This window comes from Lactobacillus sp. PSON, from assembly GCF_052615405.1.
On the sequence record NZ_JBQXFW010000004.1, the window covers coordinates 96,109 to 117,151 of the forward strand.

The following is a 21,043-nucleotide window of genomic DNA, read 5'->3' on the forward strand; positions in this document are numbered from 1 at the left end:
CTTGATTTTTTGATCAAGGCTATTATTTTTGAATAAAGGAAGTGGGTTTATGAATAAAAAACAAGTTTCAATGGTAACTTTTGCTATGATTTTGGCAAATATTATGGCGGGTCTTGATAGTACAATTATTAATACTGCGATTCCGGCAATTGTAGCTGATTTGCATGGTATTCAATTTATGGGTTGGATTATTGCGGTAATGCTACTTGGAATGTCAGTTTCAACTCCTATTTGGGGTAAGATTGGTGAGAAAATTGGTAATAAAGCTGCATTTGAAATTTCATTGCTCTTTTTTGTCTTAGGCTCACTTTTTCAAGGCTTAGCTACTAATATGTATTTCTTTTTAGTAGCTCGTGCTGTAATGGGAGTTGGAGCAGGCGGTATGGGTTCAATTCCTTATATTATGGCTGGATTTATTTTTGATAATATTAAAAAACGCACTAAGGTTTTAGGATATTTAGGTGCTAGTTTCAGTGTGGCTGCAATCGTTGGTCCTCTTGCTGGAGGATATTTGGTAGATACATTATCTTAGCATTGGGTATTTTATATTAATATTCCAATAGGACTTTTTGCAGTGCTTTTGTCAGTTCTTTACTACCGTGAAAATGTTACTCATGAGAAAACTAAATTTGACTTAGGCGGCTCCTTCTTAATTGTTATTAGCTTAGTGGCTATTTTGCTTGGAATTCAGTTGTTAGGACTTGTTTCAGGATGGATAATTGCAGGATTGATTATTGCCGGGGGAATAATTTTAATAATCTTCTTTAAATATGAAGAACATATTGCAAGTCCCGTTGTTCCAATTAGTATGTTTAAAAATAAAGCCTTAGTAGGAGATTTGCTTTTATTTTCACTGACTTGGGGAGCTTTTTTGGCAGTTAATACTTATTTGCCAATGTGGGCTCAAGGTCTTCTTGGCACAAGTGCATTAATTGGTGGATTGACTTTAGTTCCCAACTCAATTGCAGATACAATCGGAACACAAGTAGTTAATCAATTTAAAGCACGTTTTAGTGACTTGTCCTTAATTATGATGGCAATTATTTGTATGATTATCTCAACTTTAGGAATGGTTGTTGCTCCTCCTGATACAAATTTCTGGATTTTAACGATAATTGCCACATTTTCTGGTTTCGGTGTAGGATTTGTTTTTGTATTATTACAAGTAAAAGTTCAAGTAGATGCTGGTGAAGAAAATATGGCACCTGCAACTTCTTTATCTTATTTGATTAGGATTTTAGCACAAACTGTTATGGCTGCAGTATATGGTGTAATTATGAATTTGGCGTTGGCTAGAGGAGTTGCTACTCATAATGGAATCACAATGAATATGATGAATAAGTTAAGCGATGCTCAATCTGCTAAAGGTTTACCAACTGAATTAATTCCACAAATGCGTCAAATTTTTTATAGTGGTTTACGTGAAATTATGATTTGTGCATTGATTTTGTTGATATTATCAATTTTTTGTAATCTTTATTACAATAGAAAAAAGAACTAATTATTTGGTCATCTATTAAGATGGCCTTTTTTAATATTTGTATAGTTACTAAATAATTGACTTATGAAAATGCTTACTTTAGGATAAAGATGTGAACTAAATATATATAAGTATATTTTGAAAGAAGTGTAATTATGCATTATACAAGCGGAAATTATGAGGCATTTGTACATGCTTCAACTCCAGAAGATGAAAACGTTGATAAAAAATCAGCTTATTTAGTTGGTTCAGGATTAGCATCACTTGCGACAGCTGTCTTTTTAATTAGAGACGGACATATGCAAGGGAAAAATATCCATGTTTTTGAAGAATTAGCCCTTCCTGGCGGAAGTTTAGACGGTATTTATAATCAAGCTAAGCAAGCTTATATTATTCGTGGTGGTCGTGAAATGGAATCTCACTTTGAATGTTTGTGGGACCTATTTAGATCTATTCCATCATTGGATTATCCTGAAGAAACAGTTTTAGACGAATTTTATCGCTTAAATAGAAAAGATCCAAGTTATTCCAAGACTAGAGTAATTGTTAATCGAGGAGAAGAACTACCAACAGATGGTCAACTTTTGCTTACTCCAAAAGCTATTAAGGAAATTTTAAACTTAGTATTAACTCCTGAAGAAGATTTACAAGATAAAAAGATCAATGAAGTATTTACTAAGGAATTCTTTGAATCGAACTTTTGGCTTTACTGGTCAACAATGTTTGCATTTGAGCCTTGGGCAAGCGCAATGGAAATGCGCCGTTATTTGATGCGGTTTGTTCAACATGTGGCAACTCTTAAAACTTTGTCCTCACTTAAATTTACAAAATATAATCAATATGAATCTTTGGTTTTGCCATTAATGAGCTATTTAAAGAATCATGGTGTAAAATTCCATTATGATACAATTGTAAATAATATTATTGTAAATCGTTCTGAGGGTTATAAAGTAGCTAAAGAAATTCAATTAACTGAAAAAGGCAAAAAGAAAGACATTAAGCTATCTGAAGATGATTTAGTATTTGTAACTAATGGTTCTATTACTGAAAGTACTACTTATGGTGATAATTTCCATCCAGCAGATCAAAATCACCCACTTGGACCAAGTTGGCAGTTATGGAAGAATTTAGCTGCTCAAGATACTGATTTTGGTCATCCAGAAAAGTTCTGTGAAAACATTCCAAAAGCAAATTGGGTAATTTCTGCTACAGTTACTTTTGATAATAATGATATTGTACCTTATATTGAAAAAGTTAATAAAAAAGATCCACATAGTGGTTCAATAGTAACTAGTGGTCCAACTACTATTAAGGATTCTAACTGGATGTTGGGATATTCAATTAGTCGCCAGCCACACTTCCATAAGCAAAAACCAAATCAATTAATTGTTTGGCTATATGGACTATATTCTGATACTGAGGGTAATTACGTAAAGAAGACAATGCCTGATTGTACTGGAATTGAATTATGTGAAGAATGGCTTTATCATATGGGTGTTCCAGAAGAAAAAATTTCTGAAATGGCTCATGCAGCAACAACAATTCCAGCACATATGCCGTATATTACAAGTTACTTTATGCCTAGAGCTTTGGGTGATCGTCCAAAGGTTGTTCCAAACCATTCTAAGAATTTAGCTTTTATTGGTAATTTTGCTGAAACCGAAAGAGACACCGTCTTTACAACAGAATATTCAGTAAGAACTGCCATGGAAGCTGTTTACACACTTCTTAATATTGATCGTGGAGTTCCAGAAGTATTCGCTTCTGCATTTGATGTAAGAATGTTGATGAATGCTATGTATTACTTGAATGATCAAAAGAAGCTTGTTGATCTTGATTTACCAATTGGTGAAAAGATGGCAATTAAAGCAATGCTTAAAAAGGTTAAAGGAACTTATGTAGAAGAACTTCTTAAGAAATATAAATTAGTATAATATTTCCCAGGAAATATTAAGTCACGCATTCAATGCGTGGCTTTTTTGGTATAATATAAAGGTAATTTAATTTATTAGAAAAGAAGGATACTATTTTAGAATCTAAACCTGCCCGATGGGGTACAAAAGCATATCGTGATGCTAAAAAATTATATTTAAATGCATTTCCTGAATGGGAACGATTTTCATTACCATCATTACTTGCAATGTCTGTTAAACCATCTGTTAATTTTCATTCATTATATGATGGAGATAAATTTGCAGGAATTGCTTATTATGTTGAAAGTGATGCTACAATTTATTTAACTTATTTAGCAGTTAATGAAAAATTGCGGGGTCATGGTTATGGTAGTCAAATTCTAACAATGCTTGAAAATAAATATCCAGATAAAGCTATCGTAATTGATATTGAGCCAGTTGTTCCAACTGCTAAAAATTATCGTCAAAGAGTTAGTCGACTTAAATTTTATGAAAGAAATGGTTTTCATAGAACTGATCAAAAATTAAAGGATCAAGATGGTGAGTTTGAAGCACTAACTACTGCTAAAAAATTAGATAAATCTGGTTTTGCTAAAGCCTTAAAACAAATGAGTTTTGGATTTTATCAATTTAAAATTGAAAAATAAAAATAAGCTAGCTTCTATTTGAGAAGCTAGCTTATTTTAAAGATTATTGATAAATTTTTCCATCTTGTTTTTCATTTTTTTCTTCTAAAGCTTTTTCACTAGCAGCTTTTTTAGGTAGAATCCAGTTAAGCAGCATTCCTAAAATTGTGCAAAGGGCTACAGAAGTTAATTGGAAGTTACCAAGTTGTAAATATGCTCCACCAATACCAATGACTAAAATAACTGAAGCGATGAGCATGTTACGTTTTTCACCAAAGTCAATTTTATTATCTACTAAAATCTTAAGTCCATTTGAAGCAATTGTACCAAAGAGTAAGAATGAAATTCCGCCGATAACTGGCATTGGAATTGATTCAATAACTGCGGCGATCTTTCCAACAAAGCTAAAGATAATTGCAAATACTGCAGCTCCTGCAAGCACCCACACACTGTGTACTTTGGTCATGGCGAGCACACCAATGTTTTCACCGTAAGAAGTAGTAGGTGGACCACCGATAAATCCTGCGATAATTGTTGAAAGTCCATCACCCATCATGGTTCGGTGAAGGCCAGGATTTTTAAAAAAGTTACGCTTAGTAAGTGAATTAAGGACCATAATATGTCCCATGTGTTCAGTCATAGTTACAAAGGCAATGGGAGCCATTGTGATAATTGCTGCAGGATACCATTTGAAGTGATAGCTAATACCTGGAAGCTCTAATGCAGGAAGAGAGAACCAAGCAGCTTTTTCTACTCCTGAGAAATCAACAATTCCCAAAAAGCAGGATAAAATATAACCACAAACAATTCCGAGCATAATAGATACTAAACTTGTGAATCCCTTAAAATACATTTGGAAAAATAAGGTCATTGCTAAAGTAAAGAGAGCTACAGCAAAGTATGTTAAGTCGTATTTTTGATTATTGAGCATCGCATCATTTGCTGCAGTAGTTGCAAGGGATAAACCAATAACAATAATAATTGGTCCAACAACAATAGGTGGTAAAACTTTATTTACCCAAGCGGAGCCTACTTTTGCAATAATTAATGCCACAATTACATAGACAAGTCCTGCAGCAACGGCCCCTTGAGCAATCGCTGGATAACCATCCATCTTCATTAGCGCTTGCATTGTTGCAACGAAGGCAAAACTACTACCTAAGTAAGCAGGAATTTTAAACCTAGTTAAAAGCATATGTACGAGTGTTCCAACTCCAGATGATAAGAGGGCAATACTTGGACTAATTCCAACTAAAATTGGTACAAGTACCGTTGATCCAAACATTGCAAACATATGCTGAAGTGATAACAATACTCCTTGCCCCATTTTGGGCTTTTCATAAACATCTAAAATAGCATCAGAATTATGAAAACTATCTTTTGGCTTCATTCAAATTCTCCTAATCTAGATGACCACAAGAAAAGACCATCCTGAACCCTGAGATTCAAGATGGTCTCTTTGAATATGTGGATGCTCGAAAAAGCATTCTAAACACAAGATTCCTTCTTAGCCTCACGGGACTAACTTTAAAGGTCATCAACTTATTTAGATATATTTAACTATCCTTTAAAAGATTTGTCAACTAAAAATTATTCTTGTGTATAATCTGTATTGATTGAAAATGTTAAGCGAGAATGCTGGAGTCCGTTTTTAACTAATTTACCAACTGTCTTCATTGCTAAGTTTTGCATCTTTTTTGCATTTTGATTATTTGAATTTGTCAAATAATGCGTTAATTGATTATCATGCAAAGTATAAGCTGTCTTATCAGTTTGATGAACAAGTTCATTAGCTAATTGATTGGCTTTTGGGAGGTAGCCATTTAAACCAATTAATAAACTTTTCATTTCGTTATAGTTAGGCTGAATAAGACTTGCTATAGTCCGGCTTAGCCAGTATGCTTGATCAATGTTATAACTATCAGTGGTATTATTATAGGAATCACATGTTCCGTTAGCATTAGCATAAAATGGAACATAAGGATTAAAAGCTGTAGGAGCAAAGTTGAACCATGTGATTGCACTGTATTCATCTGGAACATTATTTCTAATTTCGAGAATATGTGATTCTGCACATCTTGCCATTGAGATTGGACGGAAGCGTGTTCTATCAGCTTTTGTATTATTAGAAGATAATGGATCAAAAATTGTTTCATTATAGTGAGAACCCAGAATATATCCTACATCTTCATGTTTTAGTTTTCTATTTGGCTTAAAAGTGAAGTCCAAATCAGCGCTAGTTGGACTTAAAGCATTATGTCCTAGATATTTTTGTCCAAACCAAACGCGTGGCGTATTATAACAATGGTCGCGAGCAGTATTTGTTCCAAAAATATGACGGAAATTATATTCATCAGTATCAGGATTTAAGTTATTGTGATCAATGAATTCACGTAATCCTGCAGCCCATAGATAATTATCAGTATCTTCAAAATCAATTTGTTGTTCAGAAACTTGGTTAGCAATTACAGCTACTTGGTTTTCAGGCAACCTAGTTGCAGCCCAGTAATGGCCTGTAGGAATTTCCATATACCAAACTTCATTTTTATCACTGAAAATTACACCATTGCCTTCATGAGAGCCATAAATAGCAATTAAATGACCCAAGTATTCAACTCCTTCACGAGCACTATGAATAAATGGTAAAACAATACTTAAAAGGGCATCTTCTCCAATCCCATTTTTTACAAGGGGATCAAGAGCTAATACTTCGGAGTTGCCATAAAGACTTTCAGTTGCACTCATTGCAACGTTTGCACTATTAATGCCGCATTCACCAAATTGACCATGGCGTTTATAATCTACAAATGGAGCCATTTGATAGCGCATTGCATTATTAGGTAATGGAATATCTAACCCAGTAACATAAGAATGAAAAGTCTGTTCTTCATTTTTTGCTGGAACAACAACGAACTTAACAGGAATATTGCAATGTTCTGCATCACAATTACGGGCAATCATTGTTGAGCCATTGATGCTGGCTTTTTTACCAACTATTACAGTGGTACATGCCATAAAAATCGTCCTTTCTAAATTGGGTTCATTGCATTCCAAAATGGCAACATGATTGGATCAGTGGTGTACATATTGATTTCTTCGTCAGTTAGATATTTCTTATTGACGACGACTTCATAAGTATATTGATCCATCCATTCGTCACCCATAATGAAGTAGCCTTTATGACCAGGTTTATCACCCCAGGAATTTTGAATCTTCCACTTGGTTGGTCTGTCATGATTTAAGTCAACTCCACAAATTAACATTGCATGAGTTGGAAGGCTTTCATCAAATTCAAATCTTTTAGTTTTATTATTACCAAGCTCAATACCGAATGATCTCTTCCAATCATAAGCATCAAGGTCAAGTAAGCCTGAAGGATTATTCCATTCTTGCAAGACATCGCAGCCATACCATACAGGTGCTCCATCTTTTAATTGTTCAATTGCCATTCTCTTAAGTTCTTTCATTGGCAAGTTTAAATAGCGATTAGGAGTACCACCAACCATATTTTCTGAACTATCAATTCCATAGATACGATCATAAGGATAGTCGCTACCAGGTAAATTCATCAATTCAACATAGTCATCAAGGTTTATATCAATAAATTTCTTGAAAAATTCTGTTGGAGTAATTTCACCAGTTGTATGGAATTGATTGTTTTCATCACGATATTCATAGGTAAACTTTTCAGGTGGTGTACCAAAACTAATTGAAAGAATACGATAGTTTTCTTTATTGAAGTTTTCTAATACGCTCTTGATTTTTTCATCAGAAGCATCATTATTTACTAATTCACGGAGCTTCATGGCATCTTTTTGAAGTTTGCGGTTATACATGAAGTCAAGTTCTTTAGTATTTTCAGTTACTGCTGTTTCATCCATAGCATCTTTTGGAACTACACCGTATTTTTCAACTAAGTTAACTAATAGACTCCAATCTCCACCATCTTGTTGGGGAGTTTTAAGAAGCCAGGAAACTTTACGATTCGAAATTGGCAAATCTGCAGTTTGGATAATATTTTGATAGAAATAATTAGCTTTTTCGAGTTTATCATAGAAAAAATCATATGTTGTAGAAAGTTCAAAGTCTTTAATATGGTGCTTTTTTCCAGCTAAAAATCTAATAAAATTAAGGGCACTGAACATCCAGCAACGGCCAGACTTTTTTTGGTTCATTACTTTGTCAGAATCGACATCAATAGAAAAAGCAAAAGGCTTTTTAGCTGCTGCTGATTGATTCATAATTGATTTTTTTATACCGTTTTCCATAACGGCATTTTGAGTATTGCGGAATTTACTTTCTTTTAAAAAGTCAGTTCTAATCCTCTTTAAATTCTCAATATCAATTTTCATTTTGATTCTCTTTTCTTAGAAATATACTATTGCTTATTCTTTTTTAACTTTTGAATTTCGGTTTCAGAAATTTGTTGGTCAGGACTATATTTACGCTTGATTGGCATTCCCATTGGATTTTGATCTTTAGATAATATCGTTGTTGGAATGTTGGAAGTTGCTTTACCAGGCTTTTTAAGTCCTTCAATTTGCCAAGTAAATGGGGCAAATTCATTATCCGGATTTACCCAGTTATGTTTCTTAGATAATTGATAAAGTAGGAGACAGATAGCTAGAATTACTAAAACTAATATAATAATTACAGAAACATAAATAATTGGAGAACCAACCTCTGCTTTAACTTGAGCTGGCGGATAAATTGCTAAAACAATTGCAAATACACTTGAAATAAGTCCAATTCCTGCAACAAGCCATGCACCAAACATTCCACCTGGCACCTTAAATGATCGAGGACGATTTGGTTGATCGTAACGTAATCTTAAGAAGGCTGTAAACATTAAAATATAATAAATCATATATAAAACAGTAATAGTTTGAGTTAACATGATCACGAAACCTTCAACATTTGGAATCATCTTTACTAAATAGGCAATTATTGTCATACCAGCAATTTGTGTATACATTAAGTGGGCAGGCATCTTGTGCTTGTTCTTTTGTTGGAACCAATCTGGTAAAAATCCACTTCCTCCAGCTTGTCCAAGCATAAATGAAGGACCAGCCATATTGGTAATAACCATTGCAATTGTATTGCAAAGAAGTGCCCACACAAGTACCATGTAAAGCCATGGGATACCTATAGTAGAGCCTAAAACTCGAAAGACTGAAAATAATGTATACAAAACATTGATTTGTTTTTCTGGAATAATCATTGCGATTATTACAGTACCAATAACAAAGATTAAGAAAGCAAGTATGATTGAAATAAATATTGCCTTAGTAAAATCTTTTTCAGGGTGTCTTAACTGCTTGATATGAGCAGCGTTCATATCAATACCAGTATATGAGAAGAATACTCCGGCCGCTAAGGCCAATGTACTCATTCCATTCCATTTAGGTATTAGACCCTTTGGTGTCATTGGAATAGCTGGCTGGTGTCCTTGAGCAAGCCAGACAATTGCTAAAATGATCATAACAACTAATGGAATTAAGCTGCCGATAATAACACCATATTTAGCAATATTTGAAAAGGCCTTAACACCTTTAGTGGCAAGCCAAGTTAGGAACCAGTATAAAATAATCCAACCAGTCATGATTAACAATTCATGTTGAGGATCCTGTGCAAATTTTACAGCAGCGTCATAATTGGGAGTGTAAAACATTATTGTTGCCGTAAAACTGGGCATCCCCATCCCAAAGTTAAGCATTGTTTGAAACCATAATATTAGAAGACAGGTAAGTGCCCAACCTTTACCTAAGCCTTCACCGACCCAGCGGAAGATGCCCCCACGGTTGCTCCAACCAGAGGCAAGTTCGGCGGCTACTAATGCAGTTGGAATAAAGAAACAAATCGCCCCAATTGCAAAGTAGGTAACAGAAGCAAGACCATAGAATGATTGCTGAACGTCATTAGCAAGTCCAGCGACCATTGACACATTCATCATAGTTAGGGCAACGACGGATATGTAGGCCTGTTTTTTTCGGCTTTTTCTATCAGCCATATAATAATCAACTCCTATCTAATAGACTTACTAAAAGATGTTAACTAGGAGCTTTTATAAATTAATAACCAATTCGGCTTTTAGTTTATTGGAATACAGGAAGTTGTGCACCCGTTAGAAAGTTGAAATATTGATATTTTTATTTAATAGATAAATTTTAGCGCTTTAATCAATCTATTCATGCTACACACTAAAACGCTCTCAATTAAAAAACAAATCTTAAGGCTTATTAATTAAAATTTTATAAATAAATCACTTCCTTATTAAATAGTGAGAGCCTTATTGAGAGTTAAAGGCATGAAATTTGCTTTGGTTAATTATGAAATAATAGTTATTATTGGTATTAAAATTTGCTAAAGCTTATACTAGATTATAGAGAGGAAAATTATTTAAGGAGGCAATTATCATGGCAAAAAAAGCGTGACTCCCAAGAAGCTTTCGTTCATATCTATTTACTTTTTGGGAATTAATGGGGTAATTGGTTCAGGAGCCTTTTTACTTCCACAAACTATTTATAAAGATATGAACTTGATGAGTGTTTTCGTTACAATTTGTGCCGCAATTACTGTTAGTATGGTTGCACTTTGTTACGCGGATCTCTCAAGTCGCTTTACTGGTTCTGGTGCTGCATGGCTTTATTCATATAATGCCTTTGGCAGATTTACTGGTTATGAATTAGGTCTTTTTACCTGGTTTTTGGGATGTTGCACTTATGCTGCGGAAATTGTAGCACTTCTTACAACCCTTAAAAGCTTTTGGCCAGTTTATAACAATAACTGGGTTTACTTTGGAACGGCGATAGGTTTAATACTTTTATTTTCAATTATTAATTTCTTTGGTCGTTCTCTTGTTAAGTTCGTTGATAACTTGTCATCTGCTGCAAAGATAGCAACAATTGTATTGTTCATTATAATTGGTGCATTCTTTATGCATAAAATGAACTTTAGTCCAGTAATTCCAAAAGCGGCAATGACTGGAGTTGGACCTTACTTTAAGCACTTTGGTGCTGCATTTAGTGTAGTATTTTATATGTTTACTGGCTTTTCATTCATTCCAATTGCCGCAAAACAAATGGAAAATCCAGAAAAGAATATTCCAAAAGTTTTGATTTCAGTAATGATTAGTGTAACGATTCTTTATTCGCTAATGCTTTTAGTAGCTATTGGTATTTTAGGAGATAAAATGTCACTTTATAGTACTCCAATTGCAGAAGCATTGAAAAAAGGTGTTGGTGAATGGGGCTATATTCTGATTATTATTGGAATGCTGATGAGTATCTTTGGTGTTGCATTTACTTGTTCATTCAATACGCCATCATTAATTTCTTCCTTATCAAACGAACATGCTATGCTTCCAAAATGGATCGGTAAAAAGAATAAGTACGATGCACCATGGGTATCAATTATTTTAACTGCAATTGTCACTGGAGTATTGATAACGCAAAGCTACTTGTTCTTAGTATCATGTATTGTTCTTGCATCATTTGTTCAATATGTTCCATCAATTTTGGCTGTTATCAAGTTCAAACATACTAACGAATTTCCAAACCATGGCTTTAAGCTTCCTGGTGGCTACACTATTCCTATTTTAGCTTTGATAATTTCTGCATATATGGTAACTAACTTTACTTGGAAAACTATCTTAGTCGGTGCTGTAGTTGCAATTTTAGCAGCTGTACTTTACTTCTTTATTAAAAAAGATGTTAAAGAAGAACAACGTAGACAAGATTATTTAAGTAAGATGAGACAGAAGTAGAATAATAAGAAAACGTCTTATAATTGCTAGTAAATCTAGTAGTTATAAGACGTTATTTGTTTTATCAGCTAAAGTTGAGAAGAAAATAGAATAATGATAAAATTATAGCTTTAAAAATTTAAATAACCTAGAAAGGAAGCGCGTATAATTTGAAGAAATTATTAAAAGTGGGATATTAAAAATCCTGAAATAATAACGAGTTTTAAAATTGTACGCAATGTAATCCCCCCTATATGAATGAAAATGAATTAAATTTTGGAGAAAACTTCAAAAATATCAGAAAAGCAAAGAAAATGAGTTTATCTAAAGTAGCTGATGGTATTACTTCTAAAAGTTCATTGAGCGAATGGGAAAATGGAAAAGGAAAAATGAGTTTTGAAAAGGTAGTAAAAATGCTTACTAAGTTATATATTACCCCTTCAGAGTTTGTTGTTGATAGTCTACAAAGCTCTCTCAATGAAATGATGATTGAAATTGACAATGCTTATACTAATGATCAATTAGATAAGTTAAAGGAATTATACGATTATTATTCAAAAAACTCTGATAAATATTTTTCTGATAAAAATGCATTTATATTAGAAATGATATCTGCTAATTGTTATATGGCTTTAAGTGGAATTAATTTATTTTCTGATGAAAAACAGGATAAGTTAGAAAATAAGGTACGTAAAATAAATAATTGGTATTATGAAGATGTGTTTTTTTTTAATAATTCTTCATTTTTATTGCCAGCAAAATTAGGAGAAAAAATGAGTTTGAATTTAATTGATAAAATAATTCAAGTAGATCATACTAAAGAATTACATGTTAAATGGACAATAGTAGCTCTTGATGCTGTACTTAATTCAAGCTTTATTTTACTTCTGCGTGATTATCAAAAAGGTAAAGAAGTTATAAAAAAGTTCAAAAAATTAACACCAATACTAGATAGATATGGAACTCAATTAGTAAGATTTCGATTTTTAGAATGTGCTGTAAATTATATAAAAACTAAAGATAGTAGTGAGTTTGAAAACAAATTTTTTCCAGCAATAGAATTTTTATCATTTTCCAATTATGTTGAAGGTCTTAAATACGCGTATAAGCAATTAAAAGCAGTATATGATTAGAATAAAAAGTCGTTCGGTATTTCGAACGACTTTTTGCTTGTCATAAAAGCAATAGTAAAATTATAAAAATCGGAGGAACTTCATGAATTACATCATATCTAGACTACCTAAAAAACAAATTTATTTATCATTATTAATAGGTATTGCAATCAGCCTTTCACAATTTATCAATATGAGTAGAATTGATTCTCTTGATTCACCATATACAAGATGGCTGGGAGTTGATCCATTTGGTTATTCTGCAATTTTGTTTTATTTATTATTGCCAATAATTGCAGCAATTCCAGCATCAACTTTATTGAAGAAAGATATAAATAGTGGATTCATTTATAAATTGAAAAATAAATATTCAATGAATAAAATTTTTTCACTTTATGCTGGAGTTAGTTTTATTACTGGTGCAGCTATGATTGCTATTCCCTTACTATTAAATTTAATAATTTGGTTCACATTAGCACCTAATAATATGCCAGATAATTTATTAAATATTAATGTGTTGATTTTTAACAAAAATACACTATTAGTCCCCCTGTATTATTCTCATCCACTTTTGCATAGTTTTCTTGCAATTATCTTTGCTTCATTTTGGGGTGGATTATTTGCGCTATTTTCTCTTGGAGTTTCTTTAAAAGTTAAAAATATCTTTGTAGGTTTGAGCAGTGGCTTAATTTTACAAGTAATTCTTTTGATATTAAATGCGACGATAAAATTACCTAATTATGTGAGTTATTCACCGGCTGATTTTTTACATGAAACGTCACCAACTTCTAATATTGATGGAATGGTTATTTTGGTAGCCACGCTAATTATGGGAATAATAGTAGAAAGTTTAATTGAATTAGGAAAGCGCAATGTGGAATAAAGTTATTAAACAACAGTTTTTATATACTAGTAAAAATTATAAAATCAATTTGATAAATATTTCCCTGGGAATAATTATTGCTCTAGCAAGTGTAGGAAATTTAGCAAGAGAGGCTACGCAAGGTACTTTTATTTATGAAGTGTTTTCTGAATATTTATTTTGCTTTGGCTTATATCCAATAATAATTTTTAGTACTTTATTTAAATTTAAAATTAGATTAAGTGATATATATACAACAAGAAGCCGAAACATCTTACTACAGCAAATGATTATTCAACTATTAGAAACTTTAGTAAGTTTATTATTACCGTGGCTAGTAACAATCTGGATTAGTCGTAAAATTAAATCTTTGCGTATTTCAATCTTTAAAATAAATTTTTTATTACCATTTATATACTTGATTTTGAGTTGTATATTAGTTGTGTTGATAACATTAACCCTTTATTGGGTATTTTTTAATAAGATAGTTGCGTTTTTGTTAAGTTTTGTAATAGTTGCCATAATGTTTTACTGCTATCGCAGTTGGCATAATGGGGTGCTTTACAGTTTTATGCTGGTGATTGCCGATTGGAAAGTTATTAGTGAAATAATTGGAATAAATATTTTACTATTTGTATTGTTAGAACTGCTAGTCACACAAAGGGAGATTCTATAAGTGGGAATTTTTTTGAATCAGTGGATTAAGGTTTGGTATGAGATTCGAAAAAGAATTTTAGCTTGGATTATTATTTTAGGATTGAGCATATTTTTATTAAAAAATAATATTCCTATTACTTCAAAAATTCATTTAGTCAATTATTTATTTGATGGAGTAAGTTTTAAAGAAATTGAGTTAAATATGGTTAGACTTCCAATATTTTGGCTGAGTTATTTCTATGGAATTAGTTTAATTTTGCTGGATACTTTTGTGCAATTGAATAAAACTAGAGCTGTTGTTTTAAGAGGGATGCAAGTTTCAGCTAAAAAATATAATTTTTCTATTTTATGTATTATGAATTTACTTTGTTTTATGTACTCTGGAATTGTTTTTTGGATCATCATAGCAAATGATAGAAAAATCATTGACTACAGATTATGGTTAGTTATGTATTTAGGAACTTTATTTTTTATAGTAGTCCAGAATATTTTTAGTAAATATAATCTGATTTTGGGTCTAATTATTCCACTAATATTATTGGTTTTAACAATTTATATTCCTTGGCAGCAGAATCCTTTGAATAGCTTAATGTTGGCAAGAAATAGTAGTGTGGGTCTATTAGCGATTAGTACAGTTTTAGCTGAAGTTATATTTTATTATGTGAATGATTATGGAGAAAAATATTGAGCTATATAGAATTAAAAAATGTTGAAAAAACTACAAAAAGACGAAAACTACTTTCTAATATTAATTTGAATATTGATAAAGGTGAAATTGCGACTATTCAAGGTATCAATGGATCAGGAAAGACATTATTGCTTAAGGCAATTTTAGGAATACTTAAGACAACCGGCGAAGTTAAAGTTGCAGATCAAATAGTTACTCCTAAAGATAAATTTCCGGTTAAAGCTGGAATTTTAATTGAAAATCCAAGTGTGATTAATGAGTTTTCAGCTTATAAGAATTTAGATTTATTAGCAAAATTAGACTCTAATATTAAAGAAAAAGATTTTTTGGAATTGCTTGGATATTTTAATTTGCCAGATGAAAAGGTGAAAAATTTTTCTTTGGGAATGAAACAAAAACTTGGAATTAGCCAAGCTTTTGTTGGAAAATATTCTTTGATAATTTTAGATGAGCCTACTAATGCATTAGATGATGAAAGTATTCAAAAACTAGTCGATTTAATAAAGCGATATAATCAAAAGTATGGCACAACTTTTATCATTGTTTCTCATGATAAAGATTTTGTTAATGAAGTTTCAACTAAGAAACTTTATATAAAAGAGGGACAAGTTTATGAAAAATAAAATTATTGCAATAATAAGTTTGATTTTATTTTTCGGAGTTGGGGTTATTTTTGTTAAGAAGTATACAGAAGTTAACGCTAATAACATCAATGTTACAGAAAAAGTGATTCATAAAAATCAGCTCATTCATGCTCATAATATCAACTTTAAAGTTCTTAATACATCTGTACAAAAGAATAATGATGAAATTGAATTAAGAGTAAAAATGTATCTTCATCAATATGGAAAATTGGATTTTGGTCAAAAGACAAATAATCCTAATTATATCGAAAATATGTGGCTTGAGGCTCCTTATAGTTTAAGTAATCCAGTTGTTAAAGTGTATGACAAAAATGGCAAAGATGTAACATATCTAAAAAAGCTTGTTCATGCTAAGCAGCCTGTTACGGTTTTAGCAACTTTGCCGAAGAAAGAATATTATTCTGCTGAAAAGAAACCTAGATTTACTTTTATTGTTCATAATGGTAAAAATTATACAAAATATTCTTTGCTGCTTTCACGTTAATTATAGTTAGAAAAAGATTTTTTCATCAGCATTTTAGTGATAGGCTTTCATAATCTTAACAATACTTGTAGAATACTAATTAAAAGTTATTGTTTTAAAAAAGGATTCAATTATGGAAAAAGAACAAGAAATAAAAATGCTTAAGGAATTTTCTGATGCAAATTCAACTTCAGGCTTTGAAGAAGAATTTGTGAAGATGTTTTCTGAATATGCTAAAGATATTGCCAACATTGATGTAGATGGAATGTTGAATGTATACGCATCTAAAAAAGAAAATAAGGGTAATCGTCCAGTAATTCAAATGGATGCCCATTCTGATGCTGTGGGTTTTATTACGCAAGCAGTTCGACCAAATGGATTAATTAAATTTGTTCCTCTTGGTGGTTGGGTTAAGTATAATATTCCTGCTTTAAGAGTTAAAATTCGAAATCGTGATGGAGAATATATTCCAGGAGTAGTTGCAACTAAGCCACCTCATTTTATGACTGCACAAGAGCGTAATAATGTTCCGGAAGTTGCGGATATGTCAATTGATGTAGGTTCAAGTAGTCGTGAAGAAACTATCAAAGATTACAAGATCGATACAGGTTGTCCGATTTTTGTTGATGTTAAATGCGAATATAATGAAAAATCTGGTCTCTTCTTTGGAAAAGACTTTGATGATCGTTTTGGTGCAGGTGCTATGGTTGATGTTTTGGATAATTTAAAAGGTGAAGAAACTAATTTTGATGTAGTTGCTGCACTTTCTAGTCAAGAAGAAGTTGGCTTGCGAGGTGCTTATGTAACAGCAAGAAAAGTTAAACCTGATTTATGTATTGTTCTTGAAAGTTGTCCTGCTGATGATACATTTGAACCTGAATGGCTTTCTCAAACTGGATTAAAACGCGGTCCAATGCTTAGAGATATGGATACAACATTTTTACCAAATCCTAAATTTCAACAATATGCTTGTGATCTAGCTGATAAAAATCATATTCCATATACTCGCTCAGTTCGTACTGGCGGGGGTCAAGATGGAGCAGCGATTTATTATGAACAAGGTGCTCCAACTATTGTAATTGGGATTCCAGTTCGTTATGAGCATTCGCCATATTGCTTTAGTGCTTATCATGATTTTAAGGCATCGGTAGATTTGGCAACAGCGATTATTCGTGATATGACTCAAGAAAAATTAGATAGTTTTAAAAAATTCTAGATTATTTCCTAGGAAATAAAAAGGTCTCCATATTTAATTTGGAGACCTTTTTATATTATAAAATTAAATTATCAAAAACTGCTGCAATTGAACAAAGTACAAAGATTATTCCTACAATTGTAATTTGCAAGCGTTTAGTAATTACAACATAAGCAATGAATTCACGAATAAAAGCATTTAAAGTAAAATACCATTTAGTTTTTGCACCATAGCCAATACATTTTAAGCCTTGGTTTTTAGCTAAAACTAAAGCACGGTATACATGGTAAGAATTAGTAACTAAACAAAACTTAGAATTTGGACCCATTAATTTGTGCGAGAACATTATATTTTCATATGTAGTTTTAGACTTATTCTCAATAATTATTTTATCTTTGGAAATACCTAATTTTTCAGCATATTTTGCCATTGCTACTCCTTCAGGAATAGTTTCATTACCGCCTTGTCCACCAGACATGATTAATTTTGAGCCGGGGTTTTCTTTCATAATTTCGATTCCACGATTAATTCTTGCAGCTAGCAATGGTGAAACTTGATCACCGTGAAGAAGTCCTGCTCCTAAAACTACAACATAATCTAAATGAGGATTTTTAGGATTAACTAAATTTATCCAAGCAGTAAAAGTGTACATAATCATAATATAAATAAAGTAAAGGGTAGTTAATAGTATGAATATGTATACATAAGTAACCCAGTCATTAATATAAAAATGACCAAAATTAGGATAAATGAATAAAACAAGAATAAATAAAATTCCCAATCCTAAAGAAAGATAATTTGTCCAATGGTTACCTTCTTTAAGAATAATTTTTATTCCATTATAAATAAACATTCCTATTAAAACTAAAATTGTTCCTGCAATAAAAGCTAAAATAGATAGTAAAATTAATAAAAACACTGAGATTAACCAAGGGTGATTTTTTGAATAAATATCAGTTAAATCCATTAAACTAATAAAAATTAGCAAGGCAAAGGTAAATAATGATGCTGTAAAAGTCATCCCAGCCCAAAGAGTTCGTCGCTCATGTTTTAAAACATAAATAAAACTGACAAAGCAAATTAGAAAAATACTTAAGATAATTAGTAGAACTTCTAACATAAATTCCTCCATAAAGAAATATTTCTATAGAAAATTTTACCTGAATTTGCATTACAAAGAAAATGATAGCTAAATTTTAGCTATCATTTGTTACTATTTTTTGAATTGATTTTTAACGTACTCTGCATAAAGAGGAGTAGATTTAACTAATTCTTCATGTGTTCCATGTCCAGAAACAGTTCCATGATCAATAAAATAGATATTATCTGCATCAACAATAGTAGAAAGACGGTGAGCAATCACTAATGTGGTTCTGTCTTTCATTAAACTATTCAAAGCTTTTTGTACCATTGCTTCACTTTCGGAATCAAGACTAGCAGTTGCTTCATCAAGCATTAAAATTTTAGGATTTCTTAAAAATGCTCTAGCAATAGCAATACGTTGACGTTGACCGCCAGAAAGTTTAATTCCACGCTCACCGATTTGAGTATCAAGTCCATCTTCCATTTCTTTGACAAACTTATCGGCATAAGCCATTTCAAGTCCATGCCACAGTTCTTGATCACTAACTTCACGATCTAAACCATAGATTAGATTTTCACGAATAGTACCAGGCATGACGGCTGAATTTTGACCCACTAAACCAATTTGCTTACGCCAATGAACTAAATCAAGATTATCAATGTTTTCAGTACCAATTGTAATTTTTCCAGAAGTTGGTTGATAGAATCTTTCAATTAGTGAAAAAATTGTGCTTTTACCACCACCAGATGGACCTGCAAAAGCAACTACAGTATTTGGTTTTGCTTCTAAATTAATGTCATGCAAAATTTGTTTTCCATCTTCATAAGAGAAGTTAACCTTATGAAATGCTAGGGTTTTATTTGATATTTCATCAATTTTATTATCTTGGGCTACTTCCTCTTTTTCATCTAGCATTTGTTTAATACGCTGAGTTGAGCCGCTAGTTTTTGAAAGTTCATTGAAAAATTGACTGATGATTAAAACAGGAGACATAATTTGAAAAATATACATTAAAAATGAAATTAATGCACCCATTGTAAGAGATCCACTCATTACTCGAATTGCACCATAACCAAGAATTCCTAAAAAAAGAACCGTCATTAACATGTTGGTTAAAGGTTGAGTAATAGCATTGATCCAAGCTTCTTTTTTACCAATATTAAACAAGGATTCAATTCTACTGTTTCCAGTATTTAATTCTTTATTTTCTGCGTTAGAAGATTTAACTAAACGGATTTCACTTAATATACTAGTAGAATCACTTGAAAAATTAGCTAATTCATCTTGACGAACTTTACCAATTTTTCGAGATTGTTTCATTACTGGAAGCATAGCAAGCATTACAATTGGAATTGCGATAAACATAATTAGTGTCATTTGCCAATCCATTGCTAACATAATAACTAAAGCACCAAAAAATTGCAAAATACTAGTCATTGCATTAGGTAATGTGTTAGCTAGTAAGTTTTTGACTTGAGAGGTATCATTGACAAGACGTGAGGAAATTTCTCCAGTTTTAGTATTATCGAAATAACTTACAGGTAAATGAAGAAGTTTATTCCATAAGAGCTTACGTAAATTCGCAACTACATTTTCGCCAAAAATTCCCAGTATTAATCCTGATAATGCACTGATTAAAATCCCACCAATAAAAATAATAATTGTTAATGTAATAATACCAGAGTTTAAATGTTTAAAACCATTAATAAGTTTTTGTGCAAGTTGTGGCACTAAAAGATTAGCTCCAGTTGCAATTAATCCTAATAAAACACCAACAAATAATTGCCAATAGCGAGGATGTGCATGATTAATTAATTTAAAAAAGTCACGAAATTTAAATTTTTCAGTTGTCTTTTCAACTTTTGTATTAGTCATTCTATTTATAAAAATCTCCTTTTTCTATAGTTAGATACCTAATTATAGACTAAAGAAAATTTTGCACAAAATAAAAACGCGATTTTTTCGCGCTTTTTTAGCTAGGATTAATAATTTGTTTTAATTTTAGTTTTTGACTATCAAATTCAAATTCCAAAACAGAACAGTTACTAAATCCTTGATCCTTAACTACTTGTGGATTCATATTAACACTGAGAAGAAAATTAAGAATCGCTCCTGTATGTGAAATAATTAAGATGTTATCTTCCTCATCGCTAGATAATAATATTGAAAGAATAGTTGAATTCATACGCGTTTGAACATCTTTTTCACTTTCGCCACCATATTTTTTAAAGAAGTCACCATATGGATAAGGAGGATTTAGCCGCTCACTACTTCCTTCAAATTTTCCAAAGTTGCATTCCTTTAAACTTTTTAATCTTAAGTATGGTGCATTTTCGCAAATAATATCCATTGTGTCACACGCTCTTTCAGAAGTTGAACTATAGCGTTTATCAAAATGAATATTATTTTTAGAAAAATATTGCTTGATTTCTTTTGCTTGTTTAACTCCAGCAGGAGTTAATGCAGAATCGCACCAGCCTTGAATTCGATGCCATTTATTAAAATAAGTTTCGCCATGACGCATTAAAAATAATTTTGTCATAAATATCACCTCTGTTACTGTCTCTGCCTTCAT

The 21,043-nt window shown here is 31.7% G+C and carries 17 protein-coding genes and 1 pseudogene; 11 read left to right on the forward strand and 7 right to left on the reverse strand.

Features of this window, described 5'->3' with window-relative positions; genetic code table 11:
- The first annotated feature begins 49 nt into the window (after nt 1-49).
- From ACTHPI_RS03630 to ACTHPI_RS03640, 3 genes and pseudogenes are all read left to right on the forward strand, one after another.
- Nucleotides 50-1,501, forward strand: a pseudogene (locus tag ACTHPI_RS03630) (MFS transporter).
- A 134-nt stretch (nt 1,502-1,635) separates the two neighbouring features.
- A complete protein-coding gene (locus ACTHPI_RS03635; protein WP_445352821.1) occupies nt 1,636-3,414 on the forward strand; it encodes an oleate hydratase in 1,779 nt (592 codons plus the stop codon).
- A gap of 92 nt (nt 3,415-3,506) precedes the next feature.
- Nucleotides 3,507-4,040, forward strand: coding sequence for a GNAT family N-acetyltransferase (locus ACTHPI_RS03640; protein ID WP_445352877.1), 534 nt, complete (start codon nt 3,507-3,509; stop codon nt 4,038-4,040).
- 43 nt (nt 4,041-4,083) lie between these two features.
- Here ACTHPI_RS03640 and ACTHPI_RS03645 read toward each other — a convergent pair whose 3' ends face one another.
- The 4 genes from ACTHPI_RS03645 to ACTHPI_RS03660 form a co-directional block, all read right to left on the reverse strand.
- Entirely contained in the window at nt 4,084-5,409 is a 1,326-nt protein-coding gene (locus tag ACTHPI_RS03645) for a solute carrier family 23 protein (protein WP_445352822.1), read from the reverse strand.
- A 200-nt stretch (nt 5,410-5,609) separates the two neighbouring features.
- Nucleotides 5,610-7,034, reverse strand: a complete 1,425-nt coding sequence (locus ACTHPI_RS03650) for a C69 family dipeptidase (protein WP_445352823.1) — start codon at nt 7,032-7,034, stop codon at nt 5,610-5,612.
- A gap of 14 nt (nt 7,035-7,048) precedes the next feature.
- Entirely contained in the window at nt 7,049-8,371 is a 1,323-nt protein-coding gene (locus ACTHPI_RS03655) for a C1 family peptidase (protein WP_445352824.1), read from the reverse strand.
- Nucleotides 8,372-8,397: 26 nt separating this feature from the next.
- Nucleotides 8,398-10,029 (reverse strand): APC family permease, encoded by a 1,632-nt coding sequence (locus tag ACTHPI_RS03660; protein ID WP_445352825.1) that lies wholly within the window; start codon nt 10,027-10,029, stop codon nt 8,398-8,400.
- Between the two features lie 420 nt (nt 10,030-10,449).
- Between ACTHPI_RS03660 and ACTHPI_RS03665 the strand changes: the two genes are divergently transcribed.
- The 8 genes from ACTHPI_RS03665 to ACTHPI_RS03700 all read left to right on the forward strand — a co-directional run bounded on the left by ACTHPI_RS03665 (nt 10,450) and on the right by ACTHPI_RS03700 (nt 17,405).
- Nucleotides 10,450-11,784: an APC family permease gene (locus tag ACTHPI_RS03665; protein WP_445352826.1), complete on the forward strand. Its 1,335-nt coding sequence runs from the start codon at nt 10,450-10,452 to the stop codon at nt 11,782-11,784.
- A gap of 233 nt (nt 11,785-12,017) precedes the next feature.
- Complete coding sequence (locus tag ACTHPI_RS03670; RefSeq protein WP_445352827.1) at nt 12,018-12,896, forward strand: helix-turn-helix domain-containing protein; 879 nt, start codon at nt 12,018-12,020, stop codon at nt 12,894-12,896.
- An 82-nt stretch (nt 12,897-12,978) separates the two neighbouring features.
- Entirely contained in the window at nt 12,979-13,758 is a 780-nt protein-coding gene (locus tag ACTHPI_RS03675) for a hypothetical protein (RefSeq protein ID WP_445352828.1), read from the forward strand.
- Nucleotides 13,748-14,413, forward strand: a complete 666-nt coding sequence (locus ACTHPI_RS03680) for a hypothetical protein (RefSeq protein ID WP_445352829.1) — start codon at nt 13,748-13,750, stop codon at nt 14,411-14,413. Before ACTHPI_RS03675 ends, ACTHPI_RS03680 begins: the two co-directional genes overlap by 11 nt.
- Nucleotides 14,414-15,082, forward strand: a complete 669-nt coding sequence (locus ACTHPI_RS03685; protein WP_445352830.1) for a hypothetical protein — start codon at nt 14,414-14,416, stop codon at nt 15,080-15,082.
- The gene (locus ACTHPI_RS03690) at nt 15,079-15,705 is read left to right on the forward strand and encodes an ATP-binding cassette domain-containing protein (RefSeq protein WP_445352831.1); all 627 of its coding nucleotides are present in this window, start codon (nt 15,079-15,081) and stop codon (nt 15,703-15,705) included. Before ACTHPI_RS03685 ends, ACTHPI_RS03690 begins: the two co-directional genes overlap by 4 nt.
- Nucleotides 15,695-16,210 carry a hypothetical protein gene (locus ACTHPI_RS03695; RefSeq protein WP_445352832.1) on the forward strand — a complete coding sequence of 172 codons (516 nt, stop codon included), beginning with the start codon at nt 15,695-15,697 and terminating at the stop codon, nt 16,208-16,210. Before ACTHPI_RS03690 ends, ACTHPI_RS03695 begins: the two co-directional genes overlap by 11 nt.
- 112 nt (nt 16,211-16,322) lie before the next feature.
- A complete protein-coding gene (locus ACTHPI_RS03700; RefSeq protein WP_445352833.1) occupies nt 16,323-17,405 on the forward strand; it encodes a M42 family metallopeptidase in 1,083 nt (360 codons plus the stop codon).
- Nucleotides 17,406-17,460: 55 nt separating this feature from the next.
- Here the strand turns inward: ACTHPI_RS03700 and ACTHPI_RS03705 are convergent, their stop codons facing one another.
- The 3 genes from ACTHPI_RS03705 to ACTHPI_RS03715 form a co-directional block, all read right to left on the reverse strand.
- Nucleotides 17,461-18,504: a YdcF family protein gene (locus ACTHPI_RS03705; RefSeq protein WP_445352834.1), complete on the reverse strand. Its 1,044-nt coding sequence runs from the start codon at nt 18,502-18,504 to the stop codon at nt 17,461-17,463.
- Nucleotides 18,505-18,597: 93 nt separating this feature from the next.
- Nucleotides 18,598-20,343, reverse strand: coding sequence for an ABC transporter ATP-binding protein (locus ACTHPI_RS03710; protein ID WP_445352835.1), 1,746 nt, complete (start codon nt 20,341-20,343; stop codon nt 18,598-18,600).
- A gap of 97 nt (nt 20,344-20,440) precedes the next feature.
- A complete protein-coding gene (locus tag ACTHPI_RS03715) occupies nt 20,441-21,010 on the reverse strand; it encodes a histidine phosphatase family protein (protein ID WP_445352836.1) in 570 nt (189 codons plus the stop codon).
- Nucleotides 21,011-21,043: the final 33 nt, after the last annotated feature.

Coding starts and splice junctions, on each gene's coding strand:
- ACTHPI_RS03645 (WP_445352822.1), bottom strand. CDS start 5,409: ATGAAGCCAAAAGATAGTTTTCATAATTCTGATGCTATTTTAGATGTT.
- ACTHPI_RS03695 (WP_445352832.1), top strand. CDS start 15,695: ATGAAAAATAAAATTATTGCAATAATAAGTTTGATTTTATTTTTCGGA.
- ACTHPI_RS03635 (WP_445352821.1), top strand. CDS start 1,636: ATGCATTATACAAGCGGAAATTATGAGGCATTTGTACATGCTTCAACT.
- ACTHPI_RS03715 (WP_445352836.1), bottom strand. CDS start 21,010: ATGACAAAATTATTTTTAATGCGTCATGGCGAAACTTATTTTAATAAA.
- ACTHPI_RS03675 (WP_445352828.1), top strand. CDS start 12,979: ATGAATTACATCATATCTAGACTACCTAAAAAACAAATTTATTTATCA.
- ACTHPI_RS03655 (WP_445352824.1), bottom strand. CDS start 8,371: ATGAAAATTGATATTGAGAATTTAAAGAGGATTAGAACTGACTTTTTA.
- ACTHPI_RS03670 (WP_445352827.1), top strand. CDS start 12,018: ATGAATGAAAATGAATTAAATTTTGGAGAAAACTTCAAAAATATCAGA.
- ACTHPI_RS03700 (WP_445352833.1), top strand. CDS start 16,323: ATGGAAAAAGAACAAGAAATAAAAATGCTTAAGGAATTTTCTGATGCA.
- ACTHPI_RS03710 (WP_445352835.1), bottom strand. CDS start 20,343: ATGACTAATACAAAAGTTGAAAAGACAACTGAAAAATTTAAATTTCGT.
- ACTHPI_RS03660 (WP_445352825.1), bottom strand. CDS start 10,029: ATGGCTGATAGAAAAAGCCGAAAAAAACAGGCCTACATATCCGTCGTT.
- ACTHPI_RS03680 (WP_445352829.1), top strand. CDS start 13,748: ATGTGGAATAAAGTTATTAAACAACAGTTTTTATATACTAGTAAAAAT.
- ACTHPI_RS03650 (WP_445352823.1), bottom strand. CDS start 7,034: ATGGCATGTACCACTGTAATAGTTGGTAAAAAAGCCAGCATCAATGGC.
- ACTHPI_RS03705 (WP_445352834.1), bottom strand. CDS start 18,504: ATGTTAGAAGTTCTACTAATTATCTTAAGTATTTTTCTAATTTGCTTT.